Below are 24,289 nucleotides of genomic sequence, written 5' to 3' on the forward strand. Positions count from 1 at the left end.
TCCTACGGAGGTCCGGCGCAGGGGGTCCGCGTACAGGGGTTCGGTGTGCGGGGTTCGGTGTACAGGGTTCGGCGAGGGAATCCGGCGTGATCCCCAGTCTTACGGTGCGGAGTATGGACCGGACCCCCGCGTCGGTAGCCTGGGAGGTGCCATGAAGAGACCCTTCCTCGCCGCCTTCGCCGCGCTCGTGGCGGCTTTCCTGCTGTGCGCCGCGCCGGCCCTGCCGGCCCAGGCGCACACCTCGCTCAAGAGTAGCGACCCGCAGAAGAACGCCCAGGTCAAGACCTTGCAAAAGGTCACGCTCGAGTTCGCGGACTCCGTTCAGTTCCCGGTCGTGGTCGTCCGCGGCGAGGACGGCAAGCGCTACGAGAAAGGCGCCCCGGTGGTGGACGGGCCGAAGGTCACCGAGGCGGTGACCGAGCCGGTTCCCCCGGGTCGCTACACGATCGCCTGGCGGGTGGTCTCTCCTGACGGGCACCCGCTCGAGGGGGAGATCCCGTTCACCGTGGTCGGCGACCAGTCCCTGGGGACGGCGACCTCGGCGGCCGCTCCTGACAGCTCGTCCTCCGCGCCGGTTGCAGGCGCGCCCGCGACCGCACCGGCGGCGCAGGCCGGCGACGGCGGGCAGACGGGCGTTCCCGGGTGGATCTGGGCGGTGATCTTCGGGATCGCCGGCGTCGGTATCGGGATGTTCCTGAGCCTCCGGAAGAAGCCGTGAACAGGGCGGTGCGCCTGACCGGCGCGGCGCTCTGCGCGGCCGCCGGCGCACTCGTGATCGCGATGGTGCTCGGCGGCGCCGCGACGCCGCGGATCATCCCCGGCCTGCCCGACGAGGGCACCCTGACCCGGTGGATGCTGCCACTGTCGAAGCTCGCGATGGACGTCTCCGGCGTCCTGACCGTCGGGCTGCTGGCCGCGGCGGCGGCGTTCCTGCCCAGCGACAAGGGCCTGCTCGGCAAGCAGGCGCAAAGTTACGTGAAGGGCGCCTCGTGGTCCGCGCTGGCCTGGGCGGTGGCCGCGGCGGTGGCGCTGGTCTTCAGCCTGTCGGAGACCCTCGGCGCGCCGGTGGGGCAGATCCTCGCCGGCAACGAGCTCACCAGCTACGCCAGCCAGGTGCCGCAGGGCATCGCGCTGACCCTGGTCGTGCTGTTCGCCGTCGCCATCGCGCTGTTCGCCCGGGGGGCGATCACGGTGGGCGCCGCCGGAGGGCTGCTGGTCTTCGCGCTCGTGACGCTGCTGCCGCCCGCGCTCACCGGACACTCCTCCTCCTCGCCCAACCACGGGCTGGCCACCACCTCGGTCGCCATGCACCTGCTCTTCCTGGCGCTGTGGGTGGGCGGCCTCGGGGTGGTCTGCGTCCACGCGCTGCGCGGGCAGCCCAACCTGGACGTCGCCGCCGCGCGCTTCTCCCGCATGGCGCTGTGGTGCTTCGCCGGCGTCGGCGTCTCCGGGCTCGCCGCCGCCGCCTCGCGCCTCACCTCGATCGGCGAGCTGTTCACCTCGAACTACGGCCTGCTCCTGCTGGCCAAGATCGTCGCGTTCGCGGTGCTCGGGTTCATCGGGTGGCGCCACCGCGGCCGTACGCTGCCGAGGATGTCGGCGGGGGAGCCGCACGCCTTCCTCCGCCTCGCCCTCGGCGAGGTCCTGCTGATGGGGGCGACGATCGGCCTGGCCGTGGCGCTGTCCCGGACCGCCCCGCCGCCCGTCGACACGCCGGTCGACCGGGCCTTCGAGCTGCTCGGCTACCTGGTCCCGCCGCCGCTGACGCTCGGCAACCTGGTGACGCTGTGGTGGTTCGACCTGTTCTTCGCCGTGCTCGCCGTCGTCATGGCCGGTCTGTACGGCGCGGGGGTCGTCCGGCTGGCGCGCCGGGGCGACCGGTGGCCCCGGGGCCGCACGGTCAGCTGGTACATCGGCGTCGTCATCCTCGTCCTCAGCACGCAGAGCGGCGTGGCGCGTTACTCGCCCGTGCTGTTCAGCGTGCACATGACCGAGCACATGATCCTGTCGATGCTGGTCCCGATCTTCCTGGTGCTCGGCGCGCCGGTCACGCTGGCGCTGCGTGCGCTCAAGCCCGCCGCCCGCCGGGGCGACCGGGGACCGCGCGAGTGGATCATGGTGCTCCTGCACAGCAGGGTCATGAAGTTCGTCAGCCACCCCGCGATCGCGACGGCGATCTTCGTGGTGTCGACGTTCGCGCTGTACTTCACCCCGCTGTTCGCCGCGGCGATGGAGGAGCACCTCGGTCACATCGCGATGACCGTGCACTTCCTGCTGAGCGGCTCGCTGTTCTTCTGGGTGATCATCGGCGTGGACCCGGCGCCGCACAAGCTGCCCTACTACGGGCGGCTGCTGCTGCTCATGGTGACCATGCCGTTCCACGCGTTCTTCGGGATCGCCCTGATGAGCATGGGGACGGTGCTCGCGTCCGGGTACTACGACCAGCTCGGGCGCACCTGGGGCGCCTCCTCGCTGGCCGACCAGCAGGCCGGCGGCGGAATCGCCTGGGCCTTCGGCGAGATCCCCACGCTGATCGTGCTGCTCGCGCTCGGCTTCCAGTGGTGGCGCGACGACGAGCGCGTGGCGCGCCGGGCCGACCGGCGCGCCGACGCCGCCGCGGCAAGGTCAGGCGGCACCGGGGACGCGGAGCTGGACGCCTACAACGACTACCTCACGAAGTTGAACAAGCGGGACACGGCTGCCGAGTAGGCCGTCGACACCCGGTTGGTCGTCTCCCGCCGGAACCGCGCGGCGCCTCGCCGGAACCGGCGAAGCGCCGCGGGGTTCCAGGGCAGCTCTGGGGCGGTTCTAGGGCAGGGTGAGGATCTCGTGACCCGTATCGGTCACCACGATCGTGTGCTCGAACTGCGCGGTCCGCTTGCGGTCCTTGGTGACCGCGGTCCACTTGTCGGGCCAGATCTCGTAGTCGATCGTGCCGAGCGTGAGCATGGGCTCGATCGTGAACGTCATCCCCGGCGCCAGGGTCACCGACAGTGAGGGATCGTCGTAGTGGGGGACGACGAGCCCGGAGTGGAACGAGGCCCCGATGCCGTGCCCGGTGAAGTCGCGGACGACGCCGTAGCCGAAGCGCTTGGCGTAGGCCTCGATCACCCGGCCGACGATGTTGAGCTGGCGGCCCGGCGCGACCGCCTTGATCGCCCGCATCATCGCCTCGCGGGTGCGCTCGACCAGCAGGCGGGACTCCTCGTCGACCTCCCCGACCAGGAAGGTGGCGTCGGTGTCGCCGTGCACGCCGCCGATGTACGCGGTGATGTCCACGTTGACGATGTCACCGTCGCGCAGCACGGTGTCGTCCGGGATGCCGTGGCAGATCACCTCGTTGATCGACGTGCACAGCGACTTCGGGTAGCCGCGGTAGCCGAGGGTCGAGGGATAGGCGCCGTGGTCGCAGAGGAACTCGTGCCCGATGCGGTCGAGTTCGTCGGTCGTCACGCCGGGGGCGACGTGCCTGCCGACCTCCTCCAGCGCCTGCGCGGCGATCCGGCCCGCGATCCGCATCTTCTCGATGGTCTCGGGGGTCTGGACGTCGCTGTCGCCCTTCCTGGGCTCGGCCTTCCCCACGTACTCGGGCCGGGGGATGTGGGCGGGAACCTTACGAGTGGGCGAGATTCGCCCGGGGCGGAGCAGCGTGGTCATGCGGCCAAGTCTAGTTGCGCGTCAAGGGGGCACGATTAAGGGCGTGAGCGATCAATGGTGGTTCTGCCTGAAGCACATGAGCGTCGAGCCCGAGAAGGGCTGCCCGAACAAGGACCGGCTCGGCCCCTACGACTCCCGCGACGCCGCCGCCCACGCCCTGCAGACGGCGGCCGAGCGCAACGAGCGCTGGAGGGAGCAGGACAAGGAGTGGGACGACTGATCCCTGACCTCCTTTCCGGACCCGGTCCTCCGGCATTGACAGTTCACCGAGGCGCCATCCCCGACCGGTGCGTATGGACCGGAGCCGGGCGCTGTCCCCGTCGAGGTCGATGACGTGGTCGGAGCTGACGTGGTGGGTTGCCCGGAAGAGGGAGGGCTCTTACTGTCCCGGAGCCGGAGCCGGAGCCGGAGCCGGAGCCGGAGCCGGAGCCGGAGCGGCCTCGGCCGTGTGCCGGCGGGCCGCCGCGCGGCGGGCGACGAGCCGGCCGAGCGTCCACACGCCGATGCCGCTCCACACCAGGTTGAGGATCGCCGAGGGCCAGGCCGAGTGGTACGCGCTGTTGATCATCAAGGTGCTCGCCCCGCCGAAGTTGAGCAGCTGGTAGGGCAGGCCGTCCCCGGACATCCTGCGTGACGACACCATCGCGTACGCGAACAGGAGCACGACGGCGCCCGCGGTGCCGATGATCGTGATGAAGGTCGACATCAGGACGGCTCGCCGTCTGCGGAAATGGTCATGGTGCGATGATCCTGCCCGCGGAGAGCGAAGAGCAGGTGAAGGATTCTTGATCCGAACGTAAGATCTGCGGTACTGAGATCGACCCGCGGCGGCTGCGCGCGAGGTGCCCCGCTCCGGCCGGTGGGTGCCCGGTCACTCCGGCGGGGCCACAGTGTGCCCGTGCAGGAGGGATGCGAGCTCGGACCGGCTTCGGACGCCGGTCTTGGCGAAGACGGCCTTGAGGTGGTCCTGCACGGTGAACGCCGACAGGAAGAGAACCGAGCCGATCTCCTTGTTGGTGAGCCCCCGCCCGGCCAGCGTGGCGATCTGCCGTTCCCGGGCGGTGAGCCGGTAGGCGTCGGCGAGCAGCTCCATGATCTCGTGCGGGCGCGTCGCCTCCAGAATGACGGAGACCGAATCCTCCCCGAGACGCTCGGCGTGCGCCGTCAGCCATCGTCCCGTGCGGACGCGGATCCGGACGCGATGCGGGGCGCCGCAGGCCGCACGCCGGTGCGCCGCGTGCACCAGTGACGCCAGCGTGTACGGGAGATCGCCGAGGCGGCCGTCGTCGATCTCGTCGAGCAGCCGCCGGGCGGACGCCGACGTGTGCTCGACCACGACGGCGCCGGCCACCCTGCACAGCAGCAGGCCGGGCCCGTCGTCGCCGGTCGGCGGCCGTTCGGAGAGCACCGTGGCCCGGCGCAGTCCGTCCGCGACGACCTGGCTGATCGCGCGCAGGACGCCGAGCTCCCGCGCGGCGAAGTCGGGGACGTCGGTGCCCCGCATGAGGACCATCGCACCCCACACCCGGCCGTCCTGCGCCCGGAAGGCGACGCGGACCTCGTGCCCGACGCCGGACGGGCTCAGCACGTCGCGGAAGCGGTGGCTGCGCACAAGGTCACCGCCCGTCGCCTGCGCCAGGGTGCGCGCGGTCACGCCGCTGCGGACCAGCTCGCGCATGGTGAGGACGTCCGGGTCGGTCTCCTGCTGCTCGATCTCGGTCAACCGGCCGAGCAGCCGGAACGGCAGTCCTTCGTCGTGGAAGCCGCCGCTGATGTTGTGCGTGTCCGGGTCGATGGTCAACGCGCACCACAGGTCGGCCGGAACCACCCGGGCCACCTGGGCGGCCACCGCCCGCTCCAGCGCCAGGGGGGAGTCCGCCCGGCGAGACAGGTCGGCCACCGCCTCCCGTACGTCTCGCACCGTCGCACTTCTCACCGCGCCAGTATGGGCGCGGCTCCCGCGTCCGGACCATCCCTCACATCAGGGATGCCGCCCGCGCGCCGCACTGCCTCAGGCTTGGCGCGGTCACGGCGACAGACAGGAGAACTGACATGACCATCGGCGTCCCCGCTCCCGCCCTCGACGGCTTCCAGGGCGAGCTGCTCACCCCGCGCCACGCCGACTACGACACGGTCCGGCGGATCTGGAACGGCTCGATCGACCGCCGGCCCGCCTTCATCGCGCGGTGCCGCTCGACAGCGGACGTGGCCGCCGCGGTGGTCTTCGCTCGCCGCCACGGCCTCCCGATCGCCGTGCGCGGCGGCGGTCACAGCATCCCGGGCTACTCGGTCGTCGAGGGCGGGCTGATGATCGACCTCAGCCCGATGAAGGGCATCGCGGTGCGCGCGGCGGCTCGTCTCGCGGACGTGGACCCGGGGGTCCTGTGGCGGGAGTTCGACGCGGCGGCGCAGGCGGAGGGACTCGCGACACCCGGCGGCGAGATCTCCGACACCGGGGTGGCGGGCCTCACGCTCGGCGGCGGCATCGGCTGGCTGTCCCGGCTGTACGGCCTCGCCGCGGACAACCTCCTCGGTGTCGAGCTCGTCACCGCGGACGGAGACGTCGTGACGGCCGACGACGACACCGACCCCGAGCTGATGTGGGGGCTGCGCGGCGGCGGCGGCAACTTCGGCATCGTCACCCGGTTCACCTTCCGCCTTCACCCGGTCGCTCCCGCCTGGGCAGGCATGGTGATGTATCCGGGAGAACTCGCCCGCGACGCCCTCCATGCCTTCCACGAGGCCGGCGAGCGGGCGCCACGCGAGCTGTCCCTGGTCGCGGCGCTGGTGTCCGCCCCTCCGGCGCCTTTCGTGCCCGCCGAGGCCGTCGGCAGGCCCGTCGTCGGCGTCGCGGCCGCCTACTTCGGCCCGCACGGCACGGGTCAGGAGCTGACCGCGCCGCTGCGCGGCCTCGGACGGCCGCTCGTCGACACCTTCGGGGTGACCGGGTACGCCGGCCTGCAGCGGATGCTCGACGACGCGAACGTCCCCGGGCGGCAGCAGTACGTGCGGTCCGACTTCCTCAAGGGCCTGCCGGAGGAGGCCGTCGCCGCGCTCGCCCACCACGGCACCCACCCGTCGTCCCCCCTGAACCAGGTGCTGCTCCGCCGCCTCGGGGGCGCCGTCGCCGACAGGGACCCGGGGGCGACGGCCTTCGGTCACCGGTCGGCGGACTACATGACGATGATCGCGGCCACGTGGGAGGACCCGGCGGAGGACCCCGAGCGGCACCGCCACTGGGTGAGCGAGACGTGGAACTCCACCCGGCCGTGGGCCCACGGCACCTACGTCAACCACCTGGGCGACGAGGGCGGCGGCCGCATCCGAGAGGCGTATCTGCCCGGCAGCTGGAGCCGTCTGACCCGGCTGAAGGCGCGCATGGATCCGGACAACGTCTTCGCGTCGAACCAGAACATCCCGCCCGCAGGCGCCTGAGGCGCGCTGGGGGACCGGAACCCGGCCCGGCCTCAGTCGCTCACGTGGGGGCCGGTGATCCGGTCGGCCAGGCGGGCGAGGCGCTCCCTCAGGCCGAGCCGTCGCACCTCCCCGGCCGCGCTGCTCACCAGGTGCTGCGCCGCGTCGAAGCTCAGGACGGCTCCCTCGGCCGGCACGGCGATCGCGTCGTGGGCGAGCGACTCCAGCTCGGGGTCGCCGCCGTCGATGGCGAGGATCGTGGCGCCCGTGCGGCGGGCGTCGTCCACGCGTTCGAGCAGGGGCACGGGCGCCCGCTGCTCGGCGACCACGAAGAGGGTCTCGCCCCTGCCGGCGCTCCGCAGACGCTCGATCCCGACCCGCAGGTGGGCGGGCGCGCCCGGCGGCGGCGCCCAGCGGACCAGCGTGGGGGAGAGCTGGGCGAGCCCCGACAGCCGGGCCTCGTCGGCGAGATGGGCGGTGACGTGCCACGGTTCGTCCTCGGGGGTGCCGACGACGAGGAGCCCCCCGGCCGACCGGGTGGTCCGCAGGGCCAGGCCGAGCTCCCGGGTGCGTTCGAGCCATCCGGTGGAGGCGAGCACCTCGCGCAACAGGTTCACCGATGCGGCGTCCATGAAGGTCATGGTGCCTGACACGAGCGCGTGAAGTCCCCCAATTGGGTCCTTGACACATCGTTACCATCAGGTAACGATCAGCCCACGGCGTCGATTGTGGAACGTGATCCAACAGCCGGAAGGCGGCTTCATGAACCTTCGCGTTCGTGCCACCCTGTCCATGATCGGGGCTCTTCTCCTGCTGCCCGCATTGGGCGGCACCGCACGCGCGACCTCCGCGGGAGACGTCGTCGAAGCCGGCCGTACGACCGTCTACCTCGCGCCCGGCAAGCTGCTCGAGGTGCCGGTGAAGGCCTGGCACCTCCGCTACCGGTCGACCTCCGCCACCGGGGAGCCGAACGTCGTCTCCGGCACCCTGCTCGTCCCCGCAGCCCCCTATCCCTTCGGCAAGCGGCCGATCGCGGGGTACGCCGTCGGCACGCACGGCATGGGCGACCAGTGCGCCCCGTCGGCCGCCATGGCGGGCGGCACCGAGGCCGAGCTCGCCATCATGAGCCTGATGCTGCTCAAGGGCTGGGCCGTCGCGGTGACCGACTACGAGGGTCTCGGCACGCCGGGCGACCACACGTACATGGCGGGCCTGTCCCAGGGGCACGCCGTGCTCGACTCGATCAGGGCGGCCGCGCGGGTGCCGGACGCGAACCTGTCCGGCGCCGCCCCCGTCGTGGTCATGGGCTACTCGCAGGGCGGGTCGTCGGCGGCCTGGGCCGCCCAGCTCCAGCCGTCGTACGCGCCCGAGCTGCGGCTCAAGGGCGTCGCGGCGGGCGGGGTCCCGGCCGACCTGCGGGCCGTGGCCGATCACCTGGACGGCACCGGGGACTTCGGGCTCGCCGCGGCGGCCGGCATCGGGCTCGACGCCGCCTATCCCGAGCTGAAGCTGGAGAGCTACCTGACCCCCGAGGGCGCGGCGCTGTTCGGCGACGCCCGCGACGACTGCGTGAGCGACCTGCGGACCAAGTTCGGCGGGCGGCGGCTGGCGGAGTTCACCACCGCCGACGTCATGAACCTGCCGGACTGGCGGGCCCGCCTCGCCGAGAACCGCCTCGGCGCGTCCGCGCCGCGGGTGCCGCTGTTCCTCTACCACGCCAAGGGCGACGAGATCATCCCGTACGAGGTGGGCAGAACCTTGCGGAAGGAGTACTGCGCGCGGGGCGTGAACCTCCTGTGGACCGGTCTGCCGGCCGGCAGCCACGTGCTCGGGGCGGTCGAGGGCGGCCCGCTGGCGGTGGCCTGGCTGGCGACCCGGGTCGCCGGTCTCCCCGCGATCCCGAACTGCTGAGGGAGGCCGAAAGCACGCACCGGCGGTCTCCACGCAGGAAGAGACCGCCAGGTGGTGGCCGGATCGGCCGCGTTCAGCGGCCTACGAGGTTGCCCTCGTAGGCCGCGATGACGAGGTGCGCGCGATCTCGTGCCTGGAGTTTGCTCAGCAGGTTGCCGATGTGCGTCTTGACGGTCTTGATCGAGATGGTCAGTCTCGCCGCGATTTCGTCGTTGGAGAGCCCGCGACCGACCAAGGTGAGGACCTCGGTCTCCCGCTCGGTGAGAGCGTCCAGGCTCGCCGGCTTCGCGCCCGGAGGCTGGGCGATGTAGGCCTCGATCAGGCGGGTGAGGACTTTCGGGGCGAACAGCGATTCGCCTAGGTGAGTCCGGCGGATCGCGTCGAGGAGCTTGTCGGGGTGGGAATCCTTGAGGAGGAAGCCGCTGGCGCCGGCCTGGAGCGCGCCGCGGACATACTCGTCAAGCTCGAACATCGTGAGAACGACGACCTTCACCGACTCGATGCCCGCGGTCACGATGCGGCGGGTGGCGGCGATTCCATCGGTGCCCGGCATCCGAATGTCCATGAGCACGACGTCAGGGCGCAGCTCGGCGCTGAGCCTGACAGCCTCGTCGCCTGTGCCCGCCTCGCCGACCACCGTCATGTCGTGATCGGCGTCGACGACGAGGGCGAGGCTGTGGCGCAGCAGCGGCTGGTCGTCGGCGATGACGACGCGAATCGGGGTTCCGCGGTCATTCATGACATTCGGGCCTCAGGAAGTCTCGGGAATACGGGCGGTGACACGGAAGCCGTTCTCGACGTGCTCGGCCTGGAAGATCCCGCCGATCGCGGTGACGCGTTCCCTGAGCCCCTCGATCCCGTGCCCGGCCCCCGGGTGAGGCGTCCAGCCGTCCACGGGGCCTTCGTCCCGGACACTCGTGACGATCCAGTCGCCGTCGCGACGGACGTACACGTTCGCGCTGGTGGGTCCGGCGTGCCGAGCGGTGTTCGCGAGGGCTTCGCGCACGACGGAGCAGACCGCGAGTTGTGCCCCGGAGCTGATGTCGTCGATCTCGCCGAGCTCGAGAGTGACGGTTGGGCCCGCCCTCTCGGCATCCTGGATGATGGCCGGCAGGTCGTGGAGAGATTCCGCGGGCCGCAGAGGCGCGGCCACATCGGCTGAGTCACGCAGCACGTTGAGCATCCGGCGTAGCTCCGTCGTGGTCTGCCGTCCGATGCGCTCGATGTCCGACAGCGCCGCGGAACTGTCGTCCCCTGCGCCGGGATAGCGTGCCGCGCTCGCCCGGACGGTGATCAGGCCAAGGCCGTGGGAGACGAGGTCGTGCAGCTCGCGCGCGATTCGGAGCCGTTCGGCCTGCGCCGCGCGTTCGCCGGCCCACGCCGTCAGCCGCGCTTCGTACGCGATCCGCTGCCGGCGCGCACGAGACAGCGCCCACACGGTGACCGCCAACGCCAGCGCGGCGATGACGATCGGGAGGACGACCGCGCCGGCACCTCCACGGCCGACCGCCAGAAGGGCGAGTAAGAGCACGACGTGAACGGCGACGGCCGGTGGCCAGACTCGCCGGCCGCGTCTCGGAAGCGCGTCGTCTACCCCCATCCTCCAAATTTAAGGACTCGCCGGTGGAGGAAGCATCGGACCAGGGTCCGAGAGGCCCGGGCCCGAGCCGCGGAACCGGGTCCGGTCTTCGGGCCGATGACCGGAGACGGTGCTCCGAGGTCACATGTGAACATGATTACGATCGCCGACCTCGTCAAGCGGCGCGGTTCCAGAGAGATTCTGACCGGCATCAGCTTCCAGGCCCGCCCTGGGAGAGTGACCGGGTTCCTCGGCCCGAACGGGGCGGGCAAAAGCTCCACACTGCGCATCCTGCTGGGCCTGGATCGGGCGACCTCCGGTGCGGCCCTCATCAATTCTGTGCCGTTTGCGAAGCTTCGTGACCCGCTCGCCACGGTCGGCGCCATGCTGGACGGCTCGGGCGCTCATCGGGCCCGGACGGGCCGGGCGCACCTGCGGTGGGTGGCCCGCTCCGCGGGACTGCCGCGTGCGCGCGTCGACGAGGTGCTCGAAATCGCCGGCCTGACGGACGTCGCGTCGAAGCGGGTCGGCCGTTACTCCCTGGGCATGGGGCGCCGGCTCGGGCTGGCGACGGCGCTGCTCGCAGACCCGGAGATCCTGATCCTGGACGAGCCGGTGAACGGGTTGGACCCGGACGGCATCCGGTGGATCAGGACATTCCTCCGCGACCGCGCCGCGTCCGGCCGGACCGTGCTGCTGTCCAGCCACCTGATGGGAGAGCTCGCGGAAACGGTGGACGACGTCGTGGTCGTCAACGAGGGCAAGGTCGTGGCGGACGGCACCCTCGACGAGGTCACCGGCTCCCACCGCAGCCTTGAGGACGCGTTCTTCGCCCTCACCACTCGTGGTGCGCCATGAGGGCGCTCGCGGCGGAGGCCTCGAAGCTCGTCTCATTGCCGAGCGTGTGGATCGCGACGGCGGCCGGGGTGCTCGTGCCGAGCGTGATCGCCGCGATCATCGCCTCCTCGGCCCTTGGCGCGATCGATCGCGGCGCCGCGACGACCGCCGGGGTCGACACCGGCTATCAGGAGCTGGCTTTCGGCGTGGTCGGAGCGATCATCCTCGGCGTCGTCGGCATCAGCAGCGAGTACTTCACCGAGAGCGCGGAATCCGGAGGCGGACGTCAGATCACCACCAGCCTGACCGTGGTCCCCTCCCGCCTCCGACTCCTGCTCGCGAAGATGTCCGCGATCGCGATCGCCGGCGCGTTGCTGGCGATCATCGCGGCGGGCACCACCTTGGGCGTCGTCCGGACGGTGCTCGGCGAGCACGCCCCGGCCCTGGGCGCGGACGACCTTCCGCGGCTGGCCGGGGTGGTCTGCTACTGGGTGTACACCGCGCTCCTCGCCTTCGGAATCACCGTGCTCACCCGCCACGGGATCGTTCCGCTCGCGGTGCTCGTCGCGAACACCTCGGTCGTCTCCGTCACCTACCTGCTCACCAAGATCACGCCGTGGGCGAACTATCTGCCCGACATGGCGGGGGTGCGCATGTTCATCCGGAAGCTCGCCGGCGACACCGCCGAGATCAGCCCGCTCACCGGAGGCCTGGTGATGACCGCCTGGGTGACGGTGCTGCTCGTGATCGCCGCCATCGCGTTCACGCGGAGGGACGCATGAGCGCTGTCCCCGCGCCGGCGACCCGCACCCGTGGCCGGGAAGCGGCCCACGCGCTCGCGGCGGAGCTGTCGAAACTCGTGTCTCTTCCGGCGACCTGGCTCACGCTCGGAGGCACGCTGGTGGTGAATCCGATCCTCGCGATCGCGTTCACCCTCGCCGCTCTGCGAGGTGCGACCGGCACCAGGAGCGCTCCCGACGTCGGGCTGGCCTCGGTCGGCTACGCGCAAGCAGGCTTCGTCATCCTCGGCGTCCTGGCCGCCTGCTCCGAGTACACCGGCGGGCAGATGCGCACCACGCTGATCGCGATGCCCCGCCGGGCCCTCCAGTTCGCCGCCAGGCACCTCGCGCTGGCGATCGTCGTCCTTCCCGCGGCGGCGATCACGGCCGCGTCCGGGGTCGTGCTCGCGGGCGCCGCGCTCGGCGACACGGCTGCGCCCGCGACCGCGGGCCGCGTCGCGGGGGCGCTGAGCGGTGCGACCGCGTATCTCGCGCTCACGGCGTTGATCAGCGCGGCCGTCGGTGCCCTGGTGCGCCGGTCTCCTGCGGCGGTCGCCGTCCTGCTGGCGTACTACTTCGTCGCCGGACCGCTCCTGCGCGACCACGCCCCTGCGGCGAAGTACCTCCCGGACAGTGCCGGATTCGCCATGTGGTTCCCGGTGACCGACGACGCCAGCGCGGTGACACCGGCGCAGGGCGCGCTGCTCCTCATGGCCTGGACCATCGTTCTGATCGTCGTCGTCATGCTCGGGTATCGCCGCTGGGACATGTGACGCACGATCCTCGGACATCGTGCCGGGCACGCCCCGGGCGGCTCGCGGCCGTGGCCTGCTGGCATGATCTGACCCATGGCTGAGCACACCACCGCAGACCTCCCCGACGTCTCCGCGCTGACCATCGGCATCCTGGGCGGGACCGGTGACCAGGGCAAGGGACTGGCCCGCCGATTCTCGATGGCCGGGCACACCGTGCTGATCGGCTCGCGCAACGCCGAGCGCGCCCAGGACGCGGCGCGCGAGATCGGTGTGCGCGGAGCCGCGAACGCCGAGGTGGCGGCGGAGGCGGACGTCGTGATCGTCGCGGTGCCCTGGGAGGGGCACAAGGCGCTCCTGGAGTCCCTGCGCGAACCGCTCGCCGGGAAGATCGTGGTGGACTGCGTCAACCCGCTCGGCTTCGACAAGCAGGGGGCGTACGCGCTGCCCGTGGAGGAGGGGAGCGCGGCGCAGCAGGCGGCGGCGGTGCTGACCGGCAGCCGGGTGGTCGCGGCCTTCCACCACGTGTCGGCGGTGCTGCTGCTCGACCCCTCGGTGGATGAGATCGACCTCGACGTGCTCGTGCTGGGCGACGATCGCGAGGCCACCGACGTCGTGCGTGCCCTCGCCGGTCGCATCCCCGGCGCGCGCGGCGTCTACGCGGGCCGGCTGCGCAACGCCCACCAGGTCGAGGCGCTCACGGCGAACCTGATCTCCATCAACCGCCGCTACAAGGCCCACGCCGGCATCCGGGTCACCGACGTCTAGGGCGTGTCCGTGATCATGTAACTGTATCTCGCAGCCAGACGCGGATCGACGCGACATCGACGGTGCCCTGGTAGATGACCTCGCGCTTGTCGTAGCGCGTGGCCACGGCGCGGTGCCGGCGGAGCTTGTGCACGCAGCGCTCGATGGTGTTGCGTCCCTTGTGGCGATCGCGGTCGAAGGCCGGAGGCCGACCACCCCTGGAGTCGAGTTTCTTCCGGTTGGCATCCTGGTCCTTCTTCACGGGGATGACAGCCTTGACTCGACGTCGGCGCAGATAGAAACGGTTGGCGCGAGAGGAGTACGCCTTATCGGCCATAACCGCTCGGCCAGACCATGGACAAGCCGGGCCTCTACACGGGCGCGGCGGGGTGGAGTCCTCGTGACGCCGAACCTGCCGACGCCGAAGCTGCTGGCCGCGGGCGGCTACCGGGCCGGCACCGTCGGCCGGGCAGCATCGGGAGACCGCCCCGGGACGCGCTGGTGATCCGCAAGTCGTTTCCAAACGGCGATCTTTAGCGTCATCACCGGCCTCGCCTCCATACGGTCAAGGGGCGGAGCCGGTACAGAGTGTCGACGACGATGATGGAGACCTCGATGGGCTTAGGGAACGGCAAGGAGATCGCCGGCGACCGTATCGGCAGATGCCTGCGCGAGGGATCGGACAGCCTCGACTTGTCCGGACTCGATCTGGATGAGGTGCCCGCCTCGCTTGGGGCCCTGACCCACCTCACCGCGCTCGACCTGAGCCATAACAGATTGGCGGCCCTGCCCGAATCGCTGGGGAATCTCCTCGGCCTCACCATCCTGAACCTCAGCGACAATCGCCTCGTCGCTCTGCCCGAGTCGATCGGTGGCCTCACCGCTCTGACACGGCTCGACCTGAGCCGTAATCAATTGACCTCTCTGCCTGAGTCGTTGGGGAACCTCACCGCTCTGACCTGGCTGGACCTGAATTTGCAGGTGGACTCGCAGCTCACCGGGTTGAAGACCCTGCCCGAATCGCTGGGAAACCTCGTCGCTCTGACCCGGCTGGACCTGAGCTACTGTTTCATGGCCGTTTTGCCGGAATCGCTGGGTAATCTCACCTCTCTCACGCACCTGGACCTGCATCACAACCGGTTCGCCGCTCTGCCTGAGTCGCTGGGGAACCTCACCTCTCTGACGCGCCTCGATCTGAGCGGCAACGATTCACTGCGCGTTCTCCCGGAATCGCTCGGGAAACTCACCACGCTCACCGAGCTTGACCTGAGCGGGATCCAGTTGACCTCTCTGCCTGAGTCGTTGGGGAACCTCACCACGGTGACGCGACTGAACCTAAGGGGCAACGAGCTGACGACCCTTCCCGCGTCGTTCGGGAATCTCAGCGCCCTGACGTGGCTGAACCTGAGCTACAACCGGCTGACCGCCCTCCCCGAATCGCTGAGCAGCCTTACCGCCCTCACCGAGCTCCATCTGATGAGCAATCGGTTCACCGTCCTCCCCGAAGGGCTGCTGAACCTGCCCGCTCTCGCCCTGCTCGACCTCAGCGGCAACAGGTTGACCACCCTCCCTGAATCGCTGGGGGACCTTCCCGCTCTCAAGATTCTGGACCTGAGCCACAACCGGCTGATCAATCTGAGCCGGCCGTTGAGCGGATGCGCCAATCTCGAGTGGCTGAATCTGAGCAACAATCGGCTGACTGACCTGCCCGAGTCGTTGGGCACGCTCAGCAGCCTCACCCTGCTCCATCTGAGTGACAACCGGTTCACCGTCTTCCCCGAAGGGCTGCTGAGCCTTCCCGCCCTCGTGAGGCTCGACCTGAGTGACAACAAGCTGACCACGCTGCCCACGTCGTGGGGAAACCTCACCAATCTGACCATGCTTGACCTGAGACGTAACCGGTTGACCGCCCTCCCCGAGTCGCTCGCGAGCCTTCCCGAACTCGACCTACTCGACGTGCGCGGCAACCGGTTGACCTCCCTGCCCAGATGGCGCAAGCCTGTCGAAGTCCTCACTGACCTGCGCTCCTCAAGCTGAAGCCGGGCACCGCCCACGCTGCGCGCCCTGGCCGGGCCGCCCGCCTGGCGCGCCGGTGCGGCTACGCCTCGCGGGCGTCGAGAAGCTCGTCCCAGTGGTTCTCGGCCCACGCGCACATCGCGTTCAGGGGTTCGATCAGGCTGCAGCCGGGCGGCGAGGGGCGGACTGTTCTGCCTAGCCATCCGCGCTTCATCTGATCGTCACGTCGGGGACGTGGTCGTTCACTACCTTCAGGCGCTGTCGTCGCTGTCTGAAAGGTCTCCAGTGCCACGTCACCTCTCCGCCGGTCTGGCGATCGCCGCCGCGCTCACCCTCACCCTCACCGGTACGGCCGCCGCCACCCCGGCCAAGGGCCCCCTCGTCGTCGCCGACGTCACGCTCCCCGCCCCCGCGCTGAAGCAGGTGCAGCCGTCCGTCGCCGACGACCGCGGCGTGCGGCTCGGCGGCGTCGGCAGCGGCCTGTTCCCGGCCGACCGGGCCGGGGAGTTCTGGCTCGTCACCGACCGCGGTCCGAACGGCCAGCCGACCGTGGACGGGGAGAAGCGCCGGACCTTCCCGGTGCCCGAATTCGCCCCGGCGATCGTCCGGGTGGCCCTCACGCACGGCACGGCGAAGATCAAGCAGTACATCCCGATCGTCGGCGCCTCCGGCAAGCCCGTAACCGGCCTGTCGAACCAGGCGGGGCACGACGAGACGCCCTACACCTGGGACGGCCGCACGGTCCTGCCGCACAACCCGAGCGGGCTGGACGTGGAGGACCTCGTGCGCACCCGCGACGGCGGCTTCTGGCTGGTCGACGAGTACGGCCCGTCGCTGGTGCGGGTGTCGCCGAACGGCCGGGTGCTGGAGCGGCACGTCCCCGCGGGGCTCGGGCTGACCGGCGCGGACTACCCGGTGAGGGAGACGCTGCCCGCGATCCTCGCGAGCCGCCAGCAGAACCGCGGCTTCGAGGGGCTCGCGATCTCGTCCGACCAGCGCACGCTGTACCTGGCCGTGCAGAGCCCGCTGGCCAACCCCGACAAGAAGGCCGCGAAGAAATCGCGGTTGGGGCGCATCCTCACCTTCGACCTGCGCGGCCGGAAGGTGACCGGGGAGTATCCGTACCGGTTCGAGGACGTCACGACCTTCGACCCGAAGGTGAACGGCGACCAGAGCGAGATGAAGATCTCCGGCCTGGCGTACGCCGGCCGGGGCAGCCTGCTCGTGGACGAGCGCACCGACAACGTCGCGCGGGTCTACTCCATCGACCTGACCAAGGCGACGAACCTGCTCGGCGGGCCGTACGACGACCCGAAGACCAGCCCGGCGCTGGAGGAGCTGACCGGTGAGTCCGGCTTCACGCTGCCCGCCAAGTCGCTCGTGCTGGAGCCGAACGCGCTGGTGCCGTCGATGCCCGGCAAGATCGAGGGGCTGGCGGTGCTCGACCCGCGCACGATCGCGCTGGCCAACGACAACGACTTCGGCCTCGGCGACTTCGGCCCGGACGGCAGGCTGGTGGACAGCGGCGTGCCGAACCGCCTCGTCGTCGTCCGGCTCGCTCGGGCGCTCGGCACCCACTGAACGCACCCGTTGACTGCACCTGCTGAGCGCGCCCGCTGAGGGCGCACGGCGTCCGCTACGTGGCGGTGGCGAGCAGCCAGTCGGCCACCGCCTCGGGCGCGACGAGCTGGTGCAGGTGCTCGCCGGGGATGCGGGCGACCGGCCAGCCCCGCTCCCCGGCCTCCTCGGCGAGAGCGGCGTACGCGTCCGCGAACCACAGGTAGCCGCTCCTGAGGTGGTCCCAGCGGGCGGGCACCGGGATGTCCTCCTGGTAGTACGTGAGGGGCAGCCGCGGCTGCTCGGCCACGACCACCTGGCGGATCACCGGGTCGGGGAGGAGGGCGGCGACATCGTCCTCGGGCCACCAGTCGGTCCAGCGGGGCAGGACGCCCGCGTCGTCGGCGAGGGAGCGCAGGAAGCCGAGGTGCTCCGGCTCCGCCGCCTGGCACACGCCCCTGCGCGGCGGCAGGGCGGCGTCGACGAACAGGCACGCGGCGACCTGCCCGGCGAGGGCCTGGGCGATCAGCGGCACGAACAGCCCGGCGTTGCTGTGGGCCACGACGGCCAGCGGTCCTCGCGGCGCGCTCGCCGCCACCTCGCCCACCACCCTCGGCCAGTACGGCGGCGGGCCCGCCGTCACGTCGGTCAGCCGCGGCACCACGGCGGTGTGCCCGCGCGCCCGCAGGGCCTCGGCGACCGGGGTCCAGGTCGAGGGGCCGACGGAGGGACTGTGCACGAGGAGAAAGGTCACATCCACCCCCTCATCCTCACCGTGGGCGGCGGCGCCGGACGCCTTCTCCGCTCGCCGCGTAACCGCTCGTCGGCGGCCAACCTGACAAGAGGGACTTTCTGGGTAATTCTGGACGGCATGAGCTCCCTGCATCCGGAAACGCGCGTCGTCCACCTGCCCCGGCCCACGCCGGAGGGCAGCACGCCGATCTCCATGCCGATCTACCAGACCTCGGGGTTCGTCTTCGACGACCCGGCCGTCTTCGCCGACGGCATGGGGCGGCCCGACGGGGCGTACGTCTACGGCAGGCTCTCCAACCCCACCGTGCGCGCGCTGGAGGAGGCGGTCGCCGGACTCGAGGGCGGCGTGGCCGCCGTGGCCACCGGCTCGGGCATGGGCGCGATCAACGCCGTGCTGCTCGGCCTGCTGAGGTCGGGCGACCACGTGATCGCCCAGTCGGCGCTGTACGGCGCCACCGCGCAGACGCTGGCGGACCTGGCGGAGCGTTTCGGCGTCGAGGTCACTCACGTGCCGCAGGACGACCCGGCCGCCGTCCGGGAGGCCGTGCGGCCCACGACGAAGCTGCTCTATCTGGAGACCATCGCCAATCCGATGACGCAGGTGGCCGACCTGCCGGGGATGTGCGCGGCGGCGCGCGAGGCCGGGATCCTCACCGTGGTCGACAACACCTTCGCCTCGCCGGTCCTGTGCCGCCCCGTCGAGCACGGCGCGGACGTCGTGGTGCACTCCGTCACCAAGTACCTGTCCGGGCACACCGACGTCGTCGGCGGGATCGCCGTGTTCGCCTCGGAGGACGTGTACCGCAGGGTGTGGTCGTACGCGGTGGAGCTCGGCGCGACGGCCGACCCGTTCGCCGCCTGGCTGACCCTGCGGGGGATGCAGACGCTGCCGCTGCGGATGGAGCGCCACTGCGCCAACGCCCGCGTGCTCGCGACGCGGCTCGCCGGGCATCCGGCGGTCACCGCGGTCCACTGGCCGGGCCTGCCCTCCCACCCGTCGCACGAACTCGCCACGAAGCTCCTGCCCGACTTCGGCGGCGTGTTCTCCTTCGACCTCGCCGGAGGGCGTCCCGCGGGCGAGGCGTTCATGCGCAACGTGCGGCTCGCGCTGCTCGCGCCCTCGCTCGGCGGCGTGGAGACCCTGATCCTCCACCCGGCCACCACGTCGCACCGCTCGGTGAGCGCGGCGGGCCTGGCCGCGGCGGGCATCGGCGAGGGGACGGTCCGGGTGGCCGTGGGCATCGAGCACGCAGAGGACCTGTGGGCCGACTTCGCCCAGGCGCTCGACGCGATCTGAGGCGCCCTGCGGGGGACACAGGTCAGGGGCGGCCGCCGCGCGTGCGGCGGCCGCCCGCGGAGCGTCAGCGGTAGCTGTGCTCGGGCCTGGGGAAGACGCCGGCGACGACCTCGTCGGCGTACGCGCGGATCGCGCGGTCCATCTCCCCGGCCAGGTCGAAGTACTTCTTCACGAACTTCGCGGGCTGCGGGGTCAGGCCCATCAGGTCCTGCCAGACGAGGACCTGCGCGTCGGTGTGCGGCCCCGCCCCGATGCCGATCGTGGGCACGCTCAGCGACGTGGTGACCCGCTGGGCGAGGTCGGCGGGAACGCATTCCAGCACGACGGCGAAGGCGCCCGCGTGCTCCAGCGCCTTGGCGTCGGCCATGATCTCGTCACCCGCCTGGCCGCGGCCCTGCACCCGGTAGCCGCCGAAGGCGTTGACCGACTGAGGGGTCAGGCCGAGGTGGGCCATGACCGGAATCCCGGCCGACACGAGCATCTCCACCTGCGGGAGGACCCGGTGGCCGCCCTCCAGCTTGACGGCGTGCGCGCCGGCCTCCTTCATGAAGCGGGCCGCGGTCTCCAGGGCCTGCTGGGGTGAGGCCTGGTAGGAGCCGAACGGCAGGTCGGCCACGACCATCGCCCGGGACGAGCCGCGTACGACCGCGGCGGTGAGCGGGATGAGGTCGTCGACCGTGACGGGCAGCGTCGACTCGTAGCCGTAGACGACCATGGCGGCCGAGTCGCCCACGAGCATCACCGGGATGCCCGCCTCGTCGAACACCCTCGCGGTCATGGCGTCGTACGCCGTCACCATCGGCCACTTCTCGTGGCGCTCCTTGGCTGCCGCGATGTCGCGGACGGTGACCCTGCGCCCCGTGGACCCGCCGTACAGGGCGGGTTCGGACACAACGGAAACAGAGGACATGGCTACCTCCAGGCCTCGTGGCGCCCCTGTGGCGTCCCCGGACAGTCAGATCATTGCATGCCGCCATGGGCTGGAACACCCCCATACGGGCGCCGTAATCCAGGCCTGCGACGAGTGGGACCAAAGGGACGAATGAGGCGACCCGGCCGCGCGAATGTCGGAGGCACCCGGCACAATGCCGTGCGGAGGTAAGGAACCACAATGGCTTTTGATCGTTACCGGCAGGTGCTCGCCCTGCCGGGCGTGCGGGCGCTGCTGCTGGTCGGCATGATCGCGAGAATTCCCCTCACCGGCACCGGCATGACGCTGACCCTGCACGTGGTGAACAGCCAGCACCTGGGGTTCTTCCAGGCGGGCCTGGTCGGCACCGCCTCCATGGCGGGCGCCGCGATCGGCTCGCCGCTCGTCGGCCGTTTCGTCGACCGGCGCGGGCTGCGGCCGGTGATGGCCGTGACCACCGTCGTGCAACTGTGCCTGTGGTGCGCCGCGCCGGCGATGCCGTACGCCGTGCTGCTGCCGGGGGCGCTGATCGGCGGGCTGTTCAGCCAGCCCGTTTTCGGGGCCATCCGGCAGTGCGTGGCCGCGATGGTGCCGGTGGAGAACCACCAGACCGGCTTCGCCCTCGACTCGATGGGCGTGGAGTTGTCGTACATGGTCGGGCCCGCCCTCGCCGTCGCGAGCGTGACGGCGTTCGGCAGCACCGCGACGATGTACGGCGTGGCCGCCGGTCTGGTGGGCTCGGGAGTGGCGCTGTATCTGCTCAACCCGCCCACGCGGTCGGCCGAGGAGGACGCGGGGCACGAGGGGGCCGTCCCCCGGCGGCAGTGGCTGCGGCCCGGCCTGCTCGCCCTGCTCTGCCTGGTGTCCGGGCTGACCTTCGTGCTCACCACCACCGAGCTGAGCGTCGTGGCGATGCTCAAGGCCGACGGCGCGACCGCCTGGACCGGGCTGGTCCTCGCGCTGTGGTGCGCGTACTCCCTCGTCGGCGGATTCGTGTACGGCGGGCTCTCCCGGGGACTGTCGCCCGCGCTGCTCGCGATCGGGCTGTGCGTGCTGACCGCGCCCGTCGGCCTGGTCGGCGGGGGCTGGGGCTGGCTGTGCCTGGCGCTGGTGCCGGCCGGGCTGTTGTGCGCCCCGGCGCTGTCGTCCACCGTGGACGCCGTCAACAGGCGCGTCCCGGCGGCGGCCAGGGGTGAGGCGATGGGCCTGCACGGCACGTCGCTGACGATCGGCGGAGCCCTGGCCGGGCCCCTCGCGGGCGGGCTCCTGGACGCCCACGGCCCCGCCTGGGCCTTCGCGGTGTCCGGAGCGGTCGGCGTCGCGCTGGCCCTGCTCGCCGCCCTGGTCCGGCGCGAGCGTCCGGCCGCCGCCCACGCCGCGACCGGGTCCGGCGGCACGACGCCCCTGCCCGCCTCCAGCCGGGAATAGAAGCCGGGGAACAGAAGCCGGGAATGAAACCGGCCACCACCGAGGATTTGATTCCGCCCGGAACCGGGAATAGAACCGGCCCTCGCGCAGATGTACAGGGGTGCGCACCACCCGCCGTGCGGTCCCCCGGGATCGCCGCGCGAAGGGCGTCCGCCGGCTCCTGCTCCGGTGGCCGTGCGAGACGCGGTGGCGTCCCGGCGCTCCGTGGCGCGCCGGAACGAGTGGTGCATCGGGACCGGGCCTGCACCCCGGCCGAGCATTTTTGCCCAGTTGACCAGCGGAAACGGCGGCACCGCCCAGATTATGAAACGGTGCCGTTGCGTATCGGAATGGCCAACGCTACGCTTGCGTTGCGAAACTTGAGCGTATCGAAATCATGGGGGGAATCCGTGGAAGCTCATCCAGAAGCCCATACAGGTCACCCACGCCGATGGCAGGTCCTCGGCGTGATGGTGTTCAGCCTGCTGGCCGTCGTCCTCGACAACACCATCCTCAACGTGGCGATCAAGACGATCGCCGATCCTGTCCACGGCCTGGGCGCGACCCAGAGCCAGCTCGAATGGGCGATGAACTCCTACACGCTGGTGTTCGCTGGCCTGCTGTTCACCTTCGGGGTCCTGGGCGACCGCTACGGGCGTAAGCGGATGCTCATGGCCGGCATGGTCCTGTTCGGCCTGGCCTCCCTGGCCAGCGCGTACGCGCAGGACCCGATGCAGCTCATCGCGGCGAGGGCCCTGATGGGCCTCGGCGGCGCCGCCATCATGCCGGCGACGCTGGCGATCATCTCGAACGTCTTCCCGATCCACGAGCGGGGCAAGGCGATCGGCATCTGGGCCGGCGGCGTCGGCATCGCCGTCGCGATCGGCCCGATCACGGGGGGCGTGCTGCTGGAGCACTTCTGGTGGGGCTCGGTCTTCCTCGTCAACGTGCCCATCGTGATCGTCGGCCTGGCGCTGATCGCCGCGATCGTGCCCGACTCGAAGGACCCGAACAAGGCCGGTCTCGACCCGGTCGGCGTGCTGCTGTCCATCCTCGGTCTGATCAGCCTCGTCTACGGCATCGTCCGGATCAGCGACCTCGGCACCGTCGCCGACGTCTCGGTCATCGTGCCGTCGCTGCTGGGCATCGCGATCCTCGCCGCGTTCGTCTGGTACGAGAGCCGGATCGACCACCCCGCCTTCGACGTGCGCAACTTCCGCAACGCCGGCTTCTCCACCGCGATCGCCACGGTCGGCCTCGTGTTCTTCGCGGCCATGGGCGTGATGTTCTTCCTGGCCTTCTACTGGCAGATCGTCCGGGGCTACTCGCCGCTGCAGTCGGGGGCGCTCGTGCTGCCGTTCGCGGCCGCTCAGCTGATCTTCGCGCCGCAGAGCGCGCGTATGGTGCAGAAGTACGGCGCCCGGGCCGTCGGCACGGTCGCCATGCTCGTCATCACACTGGCCCTGGCGGCCTACGCCTTCGTGCAGGTGGACACCCCGATCTGGCTGCTGCTGGTCCTCGGCTTCGTCCAGGGCGCCGCGATGGCCAACATCATGCCCCCGGCGACCACGGCCATCATGAACGCGCTGCCGCGTGAGAAGGCCGGTGTGGGCTCCTCGATGAGCAACGTCGTCCGGCAGGTCGGCGGCACGCTGGGCATCGCCATCCTGGGCGCGGTCCTGTCCGCCAGCTACCGCAACGACATGGAGGACAAGGTCACCGCTCTGCCGGAGCAGCTCCGCCACGTCGTGACCGAGTCCATCTCCGGCGCGTCCGGTGTCGCCGGCCACCTGGGCGCCCGGGGCGCGAGCCTGCTCGACGCCGCGAACGCCGCGTTCGTGACCGGCGTCCACTGGGCGGCCCTCGGATCGGCCTTCGTCGCGCTCGTCGGCACTCTCGTGGTGGCCCGCTGGATGCCGGGCAAGGCTTCGGTCGACGCCGACGTCATGAAGGCTGAGACCGAAAAGGAAGCGGCGGTAGTGTGAACTCGTCATGAAGACGCAGCAGACGGCTGAGGGGGTGGCCCGCCCGGCGGGCCGCCCGCGCAGCGAGAAGGCGGAACGGTCGATCATCGAGGCCACTCTCGAACTGCTCGGTGAGGGCATCGGGGTGTCGGAGCTGTCCATCGAGTCGATCGCCAGCCGCGCCGGTGTCGGGAAGACCACGATCTACCGCCGGTGGTCCAACAAGGAGGACCTGGTGGTGGACGCCCTGGCGACGCTCAAGCCGCCGATCCCGCTGCCGCAGGGCGGAACCGTGCGGGACGACCTGGTGACCTACCTCCGGGTGATCCAGGAGGAGTCCCGCCACCACCGCACCCGCTGCATCATGAACATCGCCATGAGCGACTCCGAGCGGCATCCCCGGCTCGCGGAGCGGTTCCGCGAGCTGGCCGTGGAGCCGCGCAGGGCGGTGGTGGCGGCGGTCCTGCGGCGTGGCATGGAGACCGGGGAGCTGCGTGCGGACCTCGACGTGGACATGGCGCTCGCCCTCCTCAGCGGGGCGGTGATCTGGCTCACCAAGTGGTCCCACCCCGGCGACTCCCATGCCGACCTTCCCGAGCGGATCGTCGACGAGGCGCTCAGGGGCTTCCGCCCCCGCCCCTCCGAGCCGTGACCCGTCCCTCCGCCCCCGAGCTGTGACCCGGCTCCCTACCCTGGGCCGTCGTGTGGC

Annotated in this window: 24 protein-coding genes and 1 pseudogene; 15 read left to right on the top strand and 10 right to left on the bottom strand. The window is 71.1% G+C overall.

The window, feature by feature from the left end; genetic code table 11:
- Nucleotides 1-151: 151 nt before the first annotated feature.
- Both ABZ857_RS11990 and ABZ857_RS11995 read left to right on the top strand, forming a co-directional pair.
- A complete protein-coding gene (locus tag ABZ857_RS11990) occupies nucleotides 152-718 on the top strand; it encodes a copper resistance CopC family protein (protein ID WP_357041557.1) in 567 nt (188 codons plus the stop codon).
- Complete coding sequence (locus tag ABZ857_RS11995) at nucleotides 715-2,709, top strand: cytochrome c oxidase assembly protein (protein WP_357041560.1); 1,995 nt, start codon at nucleotides 715-717, stop codon at nucleotides 2,707-2,709. Before ABZ857_RS11990 ends, ABZ857_RS11995 begins: the two co-directional genes overlap by 4 nt.
- A 99-nt stretch (nucleotides 2,710-2,808) precedes the next feature.
- On the opposite strand, the gene map is transcribed toward ABZ857_RS11995, so the two are convergent.
- Nucleotides 2,809-3,657, bottom strand: a complete 849-nt coding sequence (gene map, locus ABZ857_RS12000) for a type I methionyl aminopeptidase (RefSeq protein WP_357041563.1) — start codon at nucleotides 3,655-3,657, stop codon at nucleotides 2,809-2,811.
- Nucleotides 3,658-3,700: 43 nt separating this feature from the next.
- On the opposite strand from map, the gene ABZ857_RS12005 reads away from it, so the two are divergent.
- Nucleotides 3,701-3,877, top strand: coding sequence for a hypothetical protein (locus ABZ857_RS12005; protein WP_357041566.1), 177 nt, complete (start codon nucleotides 3,701-3,703; stop codon nucleotides 3,875-3,877).
- Nucleotides 3,878-4,036: 159 nt separating this feature from the next.
- Here ABZ857_RS12005 and ABZ857_RS12010 read toward each other — a convergent pair whose 3' ends face one another.
- Entirely contained in the window at nucleotides 4,037-4,363 is a 327-nt protein-coding gene (locus tag ABZ857_RS12010; protein WP_357041569.1) for a hypothetical protein, read from the bottom strand.
- Nucleotides 4,364-4,528: 165 nt separating this feature from the next.
- A complete protein-coding gene (locus tag ABZ857_RS12015) occupies nucleotides 4,529-5,593 on the bottom strand; it encodes a LuxR C-terminal-related transcriptional regulator (RefSeq protein ID WP_357041572.1) in 1,065 nt (354 codons plus the stop codon).
- Between the two features lie 116 nt (nucleotides 5,594-5,709).
- Here ABZ857_RS12015 and ABZ857_RS12020 point away from each other — a divergent pair, with 116 nt between their 5' ends.
- Nucleotides 5,710-7,092, top strand: coding sequence for an FAD-binding oxidoreductase (locus tag ABZ857_RS12020; protein WP_357041575.1), 1,383 nt, complete (start codon nucleotides 5,710-5,712; stop codon nucleotides 7,090-7,092).
- Nucleotides 7,093-7,124: 32 nt separating this feature from the next.
- Here the strand turns inward: ABZ857_RS12020 and ABZ857_RS12025 are convergent, their stop codons facing one another.
- On the bottom strand, nucleotides 7,125-7,703 hold the full coding sequence (locus ABZ857_RS12025) for a hypothetical protein (RefSeq protein WP_357041578.1): 579 nt from the start codon (nucleotides 7,701-7,703) through the stop codon (nucleotides 7,125-7,127).
- Nucleotides 7,704-7,833: 130 nt separating this feature from the next.
- On the opposite strand from ABZ857_RS12025, the gene ABZ857_RS12030 reads away from it, so the two are divergent.
- Nucleotides 7,834-8,982: a lipase family protein gene (locus tag ABZ857_RS12030; RefSeq protein ID WP_357041581.1), complete on the top strand. Its 1,149-nt coding sequence runs from the start codon at nucleotides 7,834-7,836 to the stop codon at nucleotides 8,980-8,982.
- Nucleotides 8,983-9,055: 73 nt separating this feature from the next.
- Here ABZ857_RS12030 and ABZ857_RS12035 read toward each other — a convergent pair whose 3' ends face one another.
- A complete protein-coding gene (locus ABZ857_RS12035) occupies nucleotides 9,056-9,721 on the bottom strand; it encodes a response regulator transcription factor (RefSeq protein WP_357041584.1) in 666 nt (221 codons plus the stop codon).
- Nucleotides 9,722-9,733: 12 nt separating this feature from the next.
- The gene (locus ABZ857_RS12040; protein WP_357041587.1) at nucleotides 9,734-10,432 is read right to left on the bottom strand and encodes a histidine kinase; all 699 of its coding nucleotides are present in this window, start codon (nucleotides 10,430-10,432) and stop codon (nucleotides 9,734-9,736) included.
- A gap of 282 nt (nucleotides 10,433-10,714) precedes the next feature.
- Here ABZ857_RS12040 and ABZ857_RS12045 point away from each other — a divergent pair, with 282 nt between their 5' ends.
- From ABZ857_RS12045 to npdG, 4 genes are all read left to right on the top strand, one after another.
- Entirely contained in the window at nucleotides 10,715-11,419 is a 705-nt protein-coding gene (locus ABZ857_RS12045; RefSeq protein WP_357041590.1) for an ATP-binding cassette domain-containing protein, read from the top strand.
- The gene (locus ABZ857_RS12050) at nucleotides 11,416-12,180 is read left to right on the top strand and encodes a hypothetical protein (RefSeq protein ID WP_357041593.1); all 765 of its coding nucleotides are present in this window, start codon (nucleotides 11,416-11,418) and stop codon (nucleotides 12,178-12,180) included. The genes ABZ857_RS12045 and ABZ857_RS12050 overlap by 4 nt, the downstream gene beginning before the upstream one ends.
- Nucleotides 12,177-12,950 carry a hypothetical protein gene (locus tag ABZ857_RS12055; RefSeq protein ID WP_357041596.1) on the top strand — a complete coding sequence of 258 codons (774 nt, stop codon included), beginning with the start codon at nucleotides 12,177-12,179 and terminating at the stop codon, nucleotides 12,948-12,950. Before ABZ857_RS12050 ends, ABZ857_RS12055 begins: the two co-directional genes overlap by 4 nt.
- A 75-nt stretch (nucleotides 12,951-13,025) precedes the next feature.
- The gene (gene npdG / locus ABZ857_RS12060; protein WP_357041598.1) at nucleotides 13,026-13,697 is read left to right on the top strand and encodes an NADPH-dependent F420 reductase; all 672 of its coding nucleotides are present in this window, start codon (nucleotides 13,026-13,028) and stop codon (nucleotides 13,695-13,697) included.
- A 13-nt stretch (nucleotides 13,698-13,710) separates the two neighbouring features.
- Here the strand turns inward: npdG and ABZ857_RS12065 are convergent.
- Nucleotides 13,711-14,019, bottom strand: a pseudogene (locus ABZ857_RS12065) (transposase); the annotation flags it as partial.
- A gap of 245 nt (nucleotides 14,020-14,264) precedes the next feature.
- Here ABZ857_RS12065 and ABZ857_RS12070 point away from each other — a divergent pair.
- The gene (locus ABZ857_RS12070; RefSeq protein ID WP_357041601.1) at nucleotides 14,265-15,713 is read left to right on the top strand and encodes a leucine-rich repeat domain-containing protein; all 1,449 of its coding nucleotides are present in this window, start codon (nucleotides 14,265-14,267) and stop codon (nucleotides 15,711-15,713) included.
- Between the two features lie 61 nt (nucleotides 15,714-15,774).
- Here the strand turns inward: ABZ857_RS12070 and ABZ857_RS12075 are convergent, their stop codons facing one another.
- Entirely contained in the window at nucleotides 15,775-15,906 is a 132-nt protein-coding gene (locus ABZ857_RS12075) for a hypothetical protein (protein ID WP_357041604.1), read from the bottom strand.
- A gap of 71 nt (nucleotides 15,907-15,977) precedes the next feature.
- Here ABZ857_RS12075 and ABZ857_RS12080 point away from each other — a divergent pair, with 71 nt between their 5' ends.
- Complete coding sequence (locus ABZ857_RS12080) at nucleotides 15,978-17,273, top strand: esterase-like activity of phytase family protein (protein ID WP_357041607.1); 1,296 nt, start codon at nucleotides 15,978-15,980, stop codon at nucleotides 17,271-17,273.
- Nucleotides 17,274-17,328: 55 nt separating this feature from the next.
- Here ABZ857_RS12080 and ABZ857_RS12085 read toward each other — a convergent pair whose 3' ends face one another.
- Nucleotides 17,329-18,009 carry an alpha/beta hydrolase gene (locus ABZ857_RS12085; RefSeq protein WP_357041610.1) on the bottom strand — a complete coding sequence of 227 codons (681 nt, stop codon included), beginning with the start codon at nucleotides 18,007-18,009 and terminating at the stop codon, nucleotides 17,329-17,331.
- Between the two features lie 111 nt (nucleotides 18,010-18,120).
- Between ABZ857_RS12085 and ABZ857_RS12090 the strand changes: the two genes are divergently transcribed.
- Nucleotides 18,121-19,299, top strand: a complete 1,179-nt coding sequence (locus ABZ857_RS12090) for an aminotransferase class I/II-fold pyridoxal phosphate-dependent enzyme (RefSeq protein WP_357041613.1) — start codon at nucleotides 18,121-18,123, stop codon at nucleotides 19,297-19,299.
- A 64-nt stretch (nucleotides 19,300-19,363) separates the two neighbouring features.
- On the opposite strand, the gene panB is transcribed toward ABZ857_RS12090, so the two are convergent.
- On the bottom strand, nucleotides 19,364-20,209 hold the full coding sequence (gene panB, locus ABZ857_RS12095) for a 3-methyl-2-oxobutanoate hydroxymethyltransferase (RefSeq protein ID WP_357041616.1): 846 nt from the start codon (nucleotides 20,207-20,209) through the stop codon (nucleotides 19,364-19,366).
- Nucleotides 20,210-20,410: 201 nt separating this feature from the next.
- Here panB and ABZ857_RS12100 point away from each other — a divergent pair, with 201 nt between their 5' ends.
- From ABZ857_RS12100 to ABZ857_RS12110, 3 genes are all read left to right on the top strand, one after another.
- On the top strand, nucleotides 20,411-21,637 hold the full coding sequence (locus ABZ857_RS12100) for an MFS transporter (RefSeq protein ID WP_357041619.1): 1,227 nt from the start codon (nucleotides 20,411-20,413) through the stop codon (nucleotides 21,635-21,637).
- A gap of 449 nt (nucleotides 21,638-22,086) precedes the next feature.
- Complete coding sequence (locus ABZ857_RS12105; protein WP_357041876.1) at nucleotides 22,087-23,601, top strand: MFS transporter; 1,515 nt, start codon at nucleotides 22,087-22,089, stop codon at nucleotides 23,599-23,601.
- A gap of 7 nt (nucleotides 23,602-23,608) precedes the next feature.
- Complete coding sequence (locus ABZ857_RS12110; RefSeq protein ID WP_357041622.1) at nucleotides 23,609-24,232, top strand: TetR/AcrR family transcriptional regulator; 624 nt, start codon at nucleotides 23,609-23,611, stop codon at nucleotides 24,230-24,232.
- Nucleotides 24,233-24,289: the final 57 nt, after the last annotated feature.

Source organism: Microbispora sp. NPDC046933, from assembly GCF_040644635.1.
Lineage (GTDB): Bacteria > Actinomycetota > Actinomycetes > Streptosporangiales > Streptosporangiaceae > Microbispora.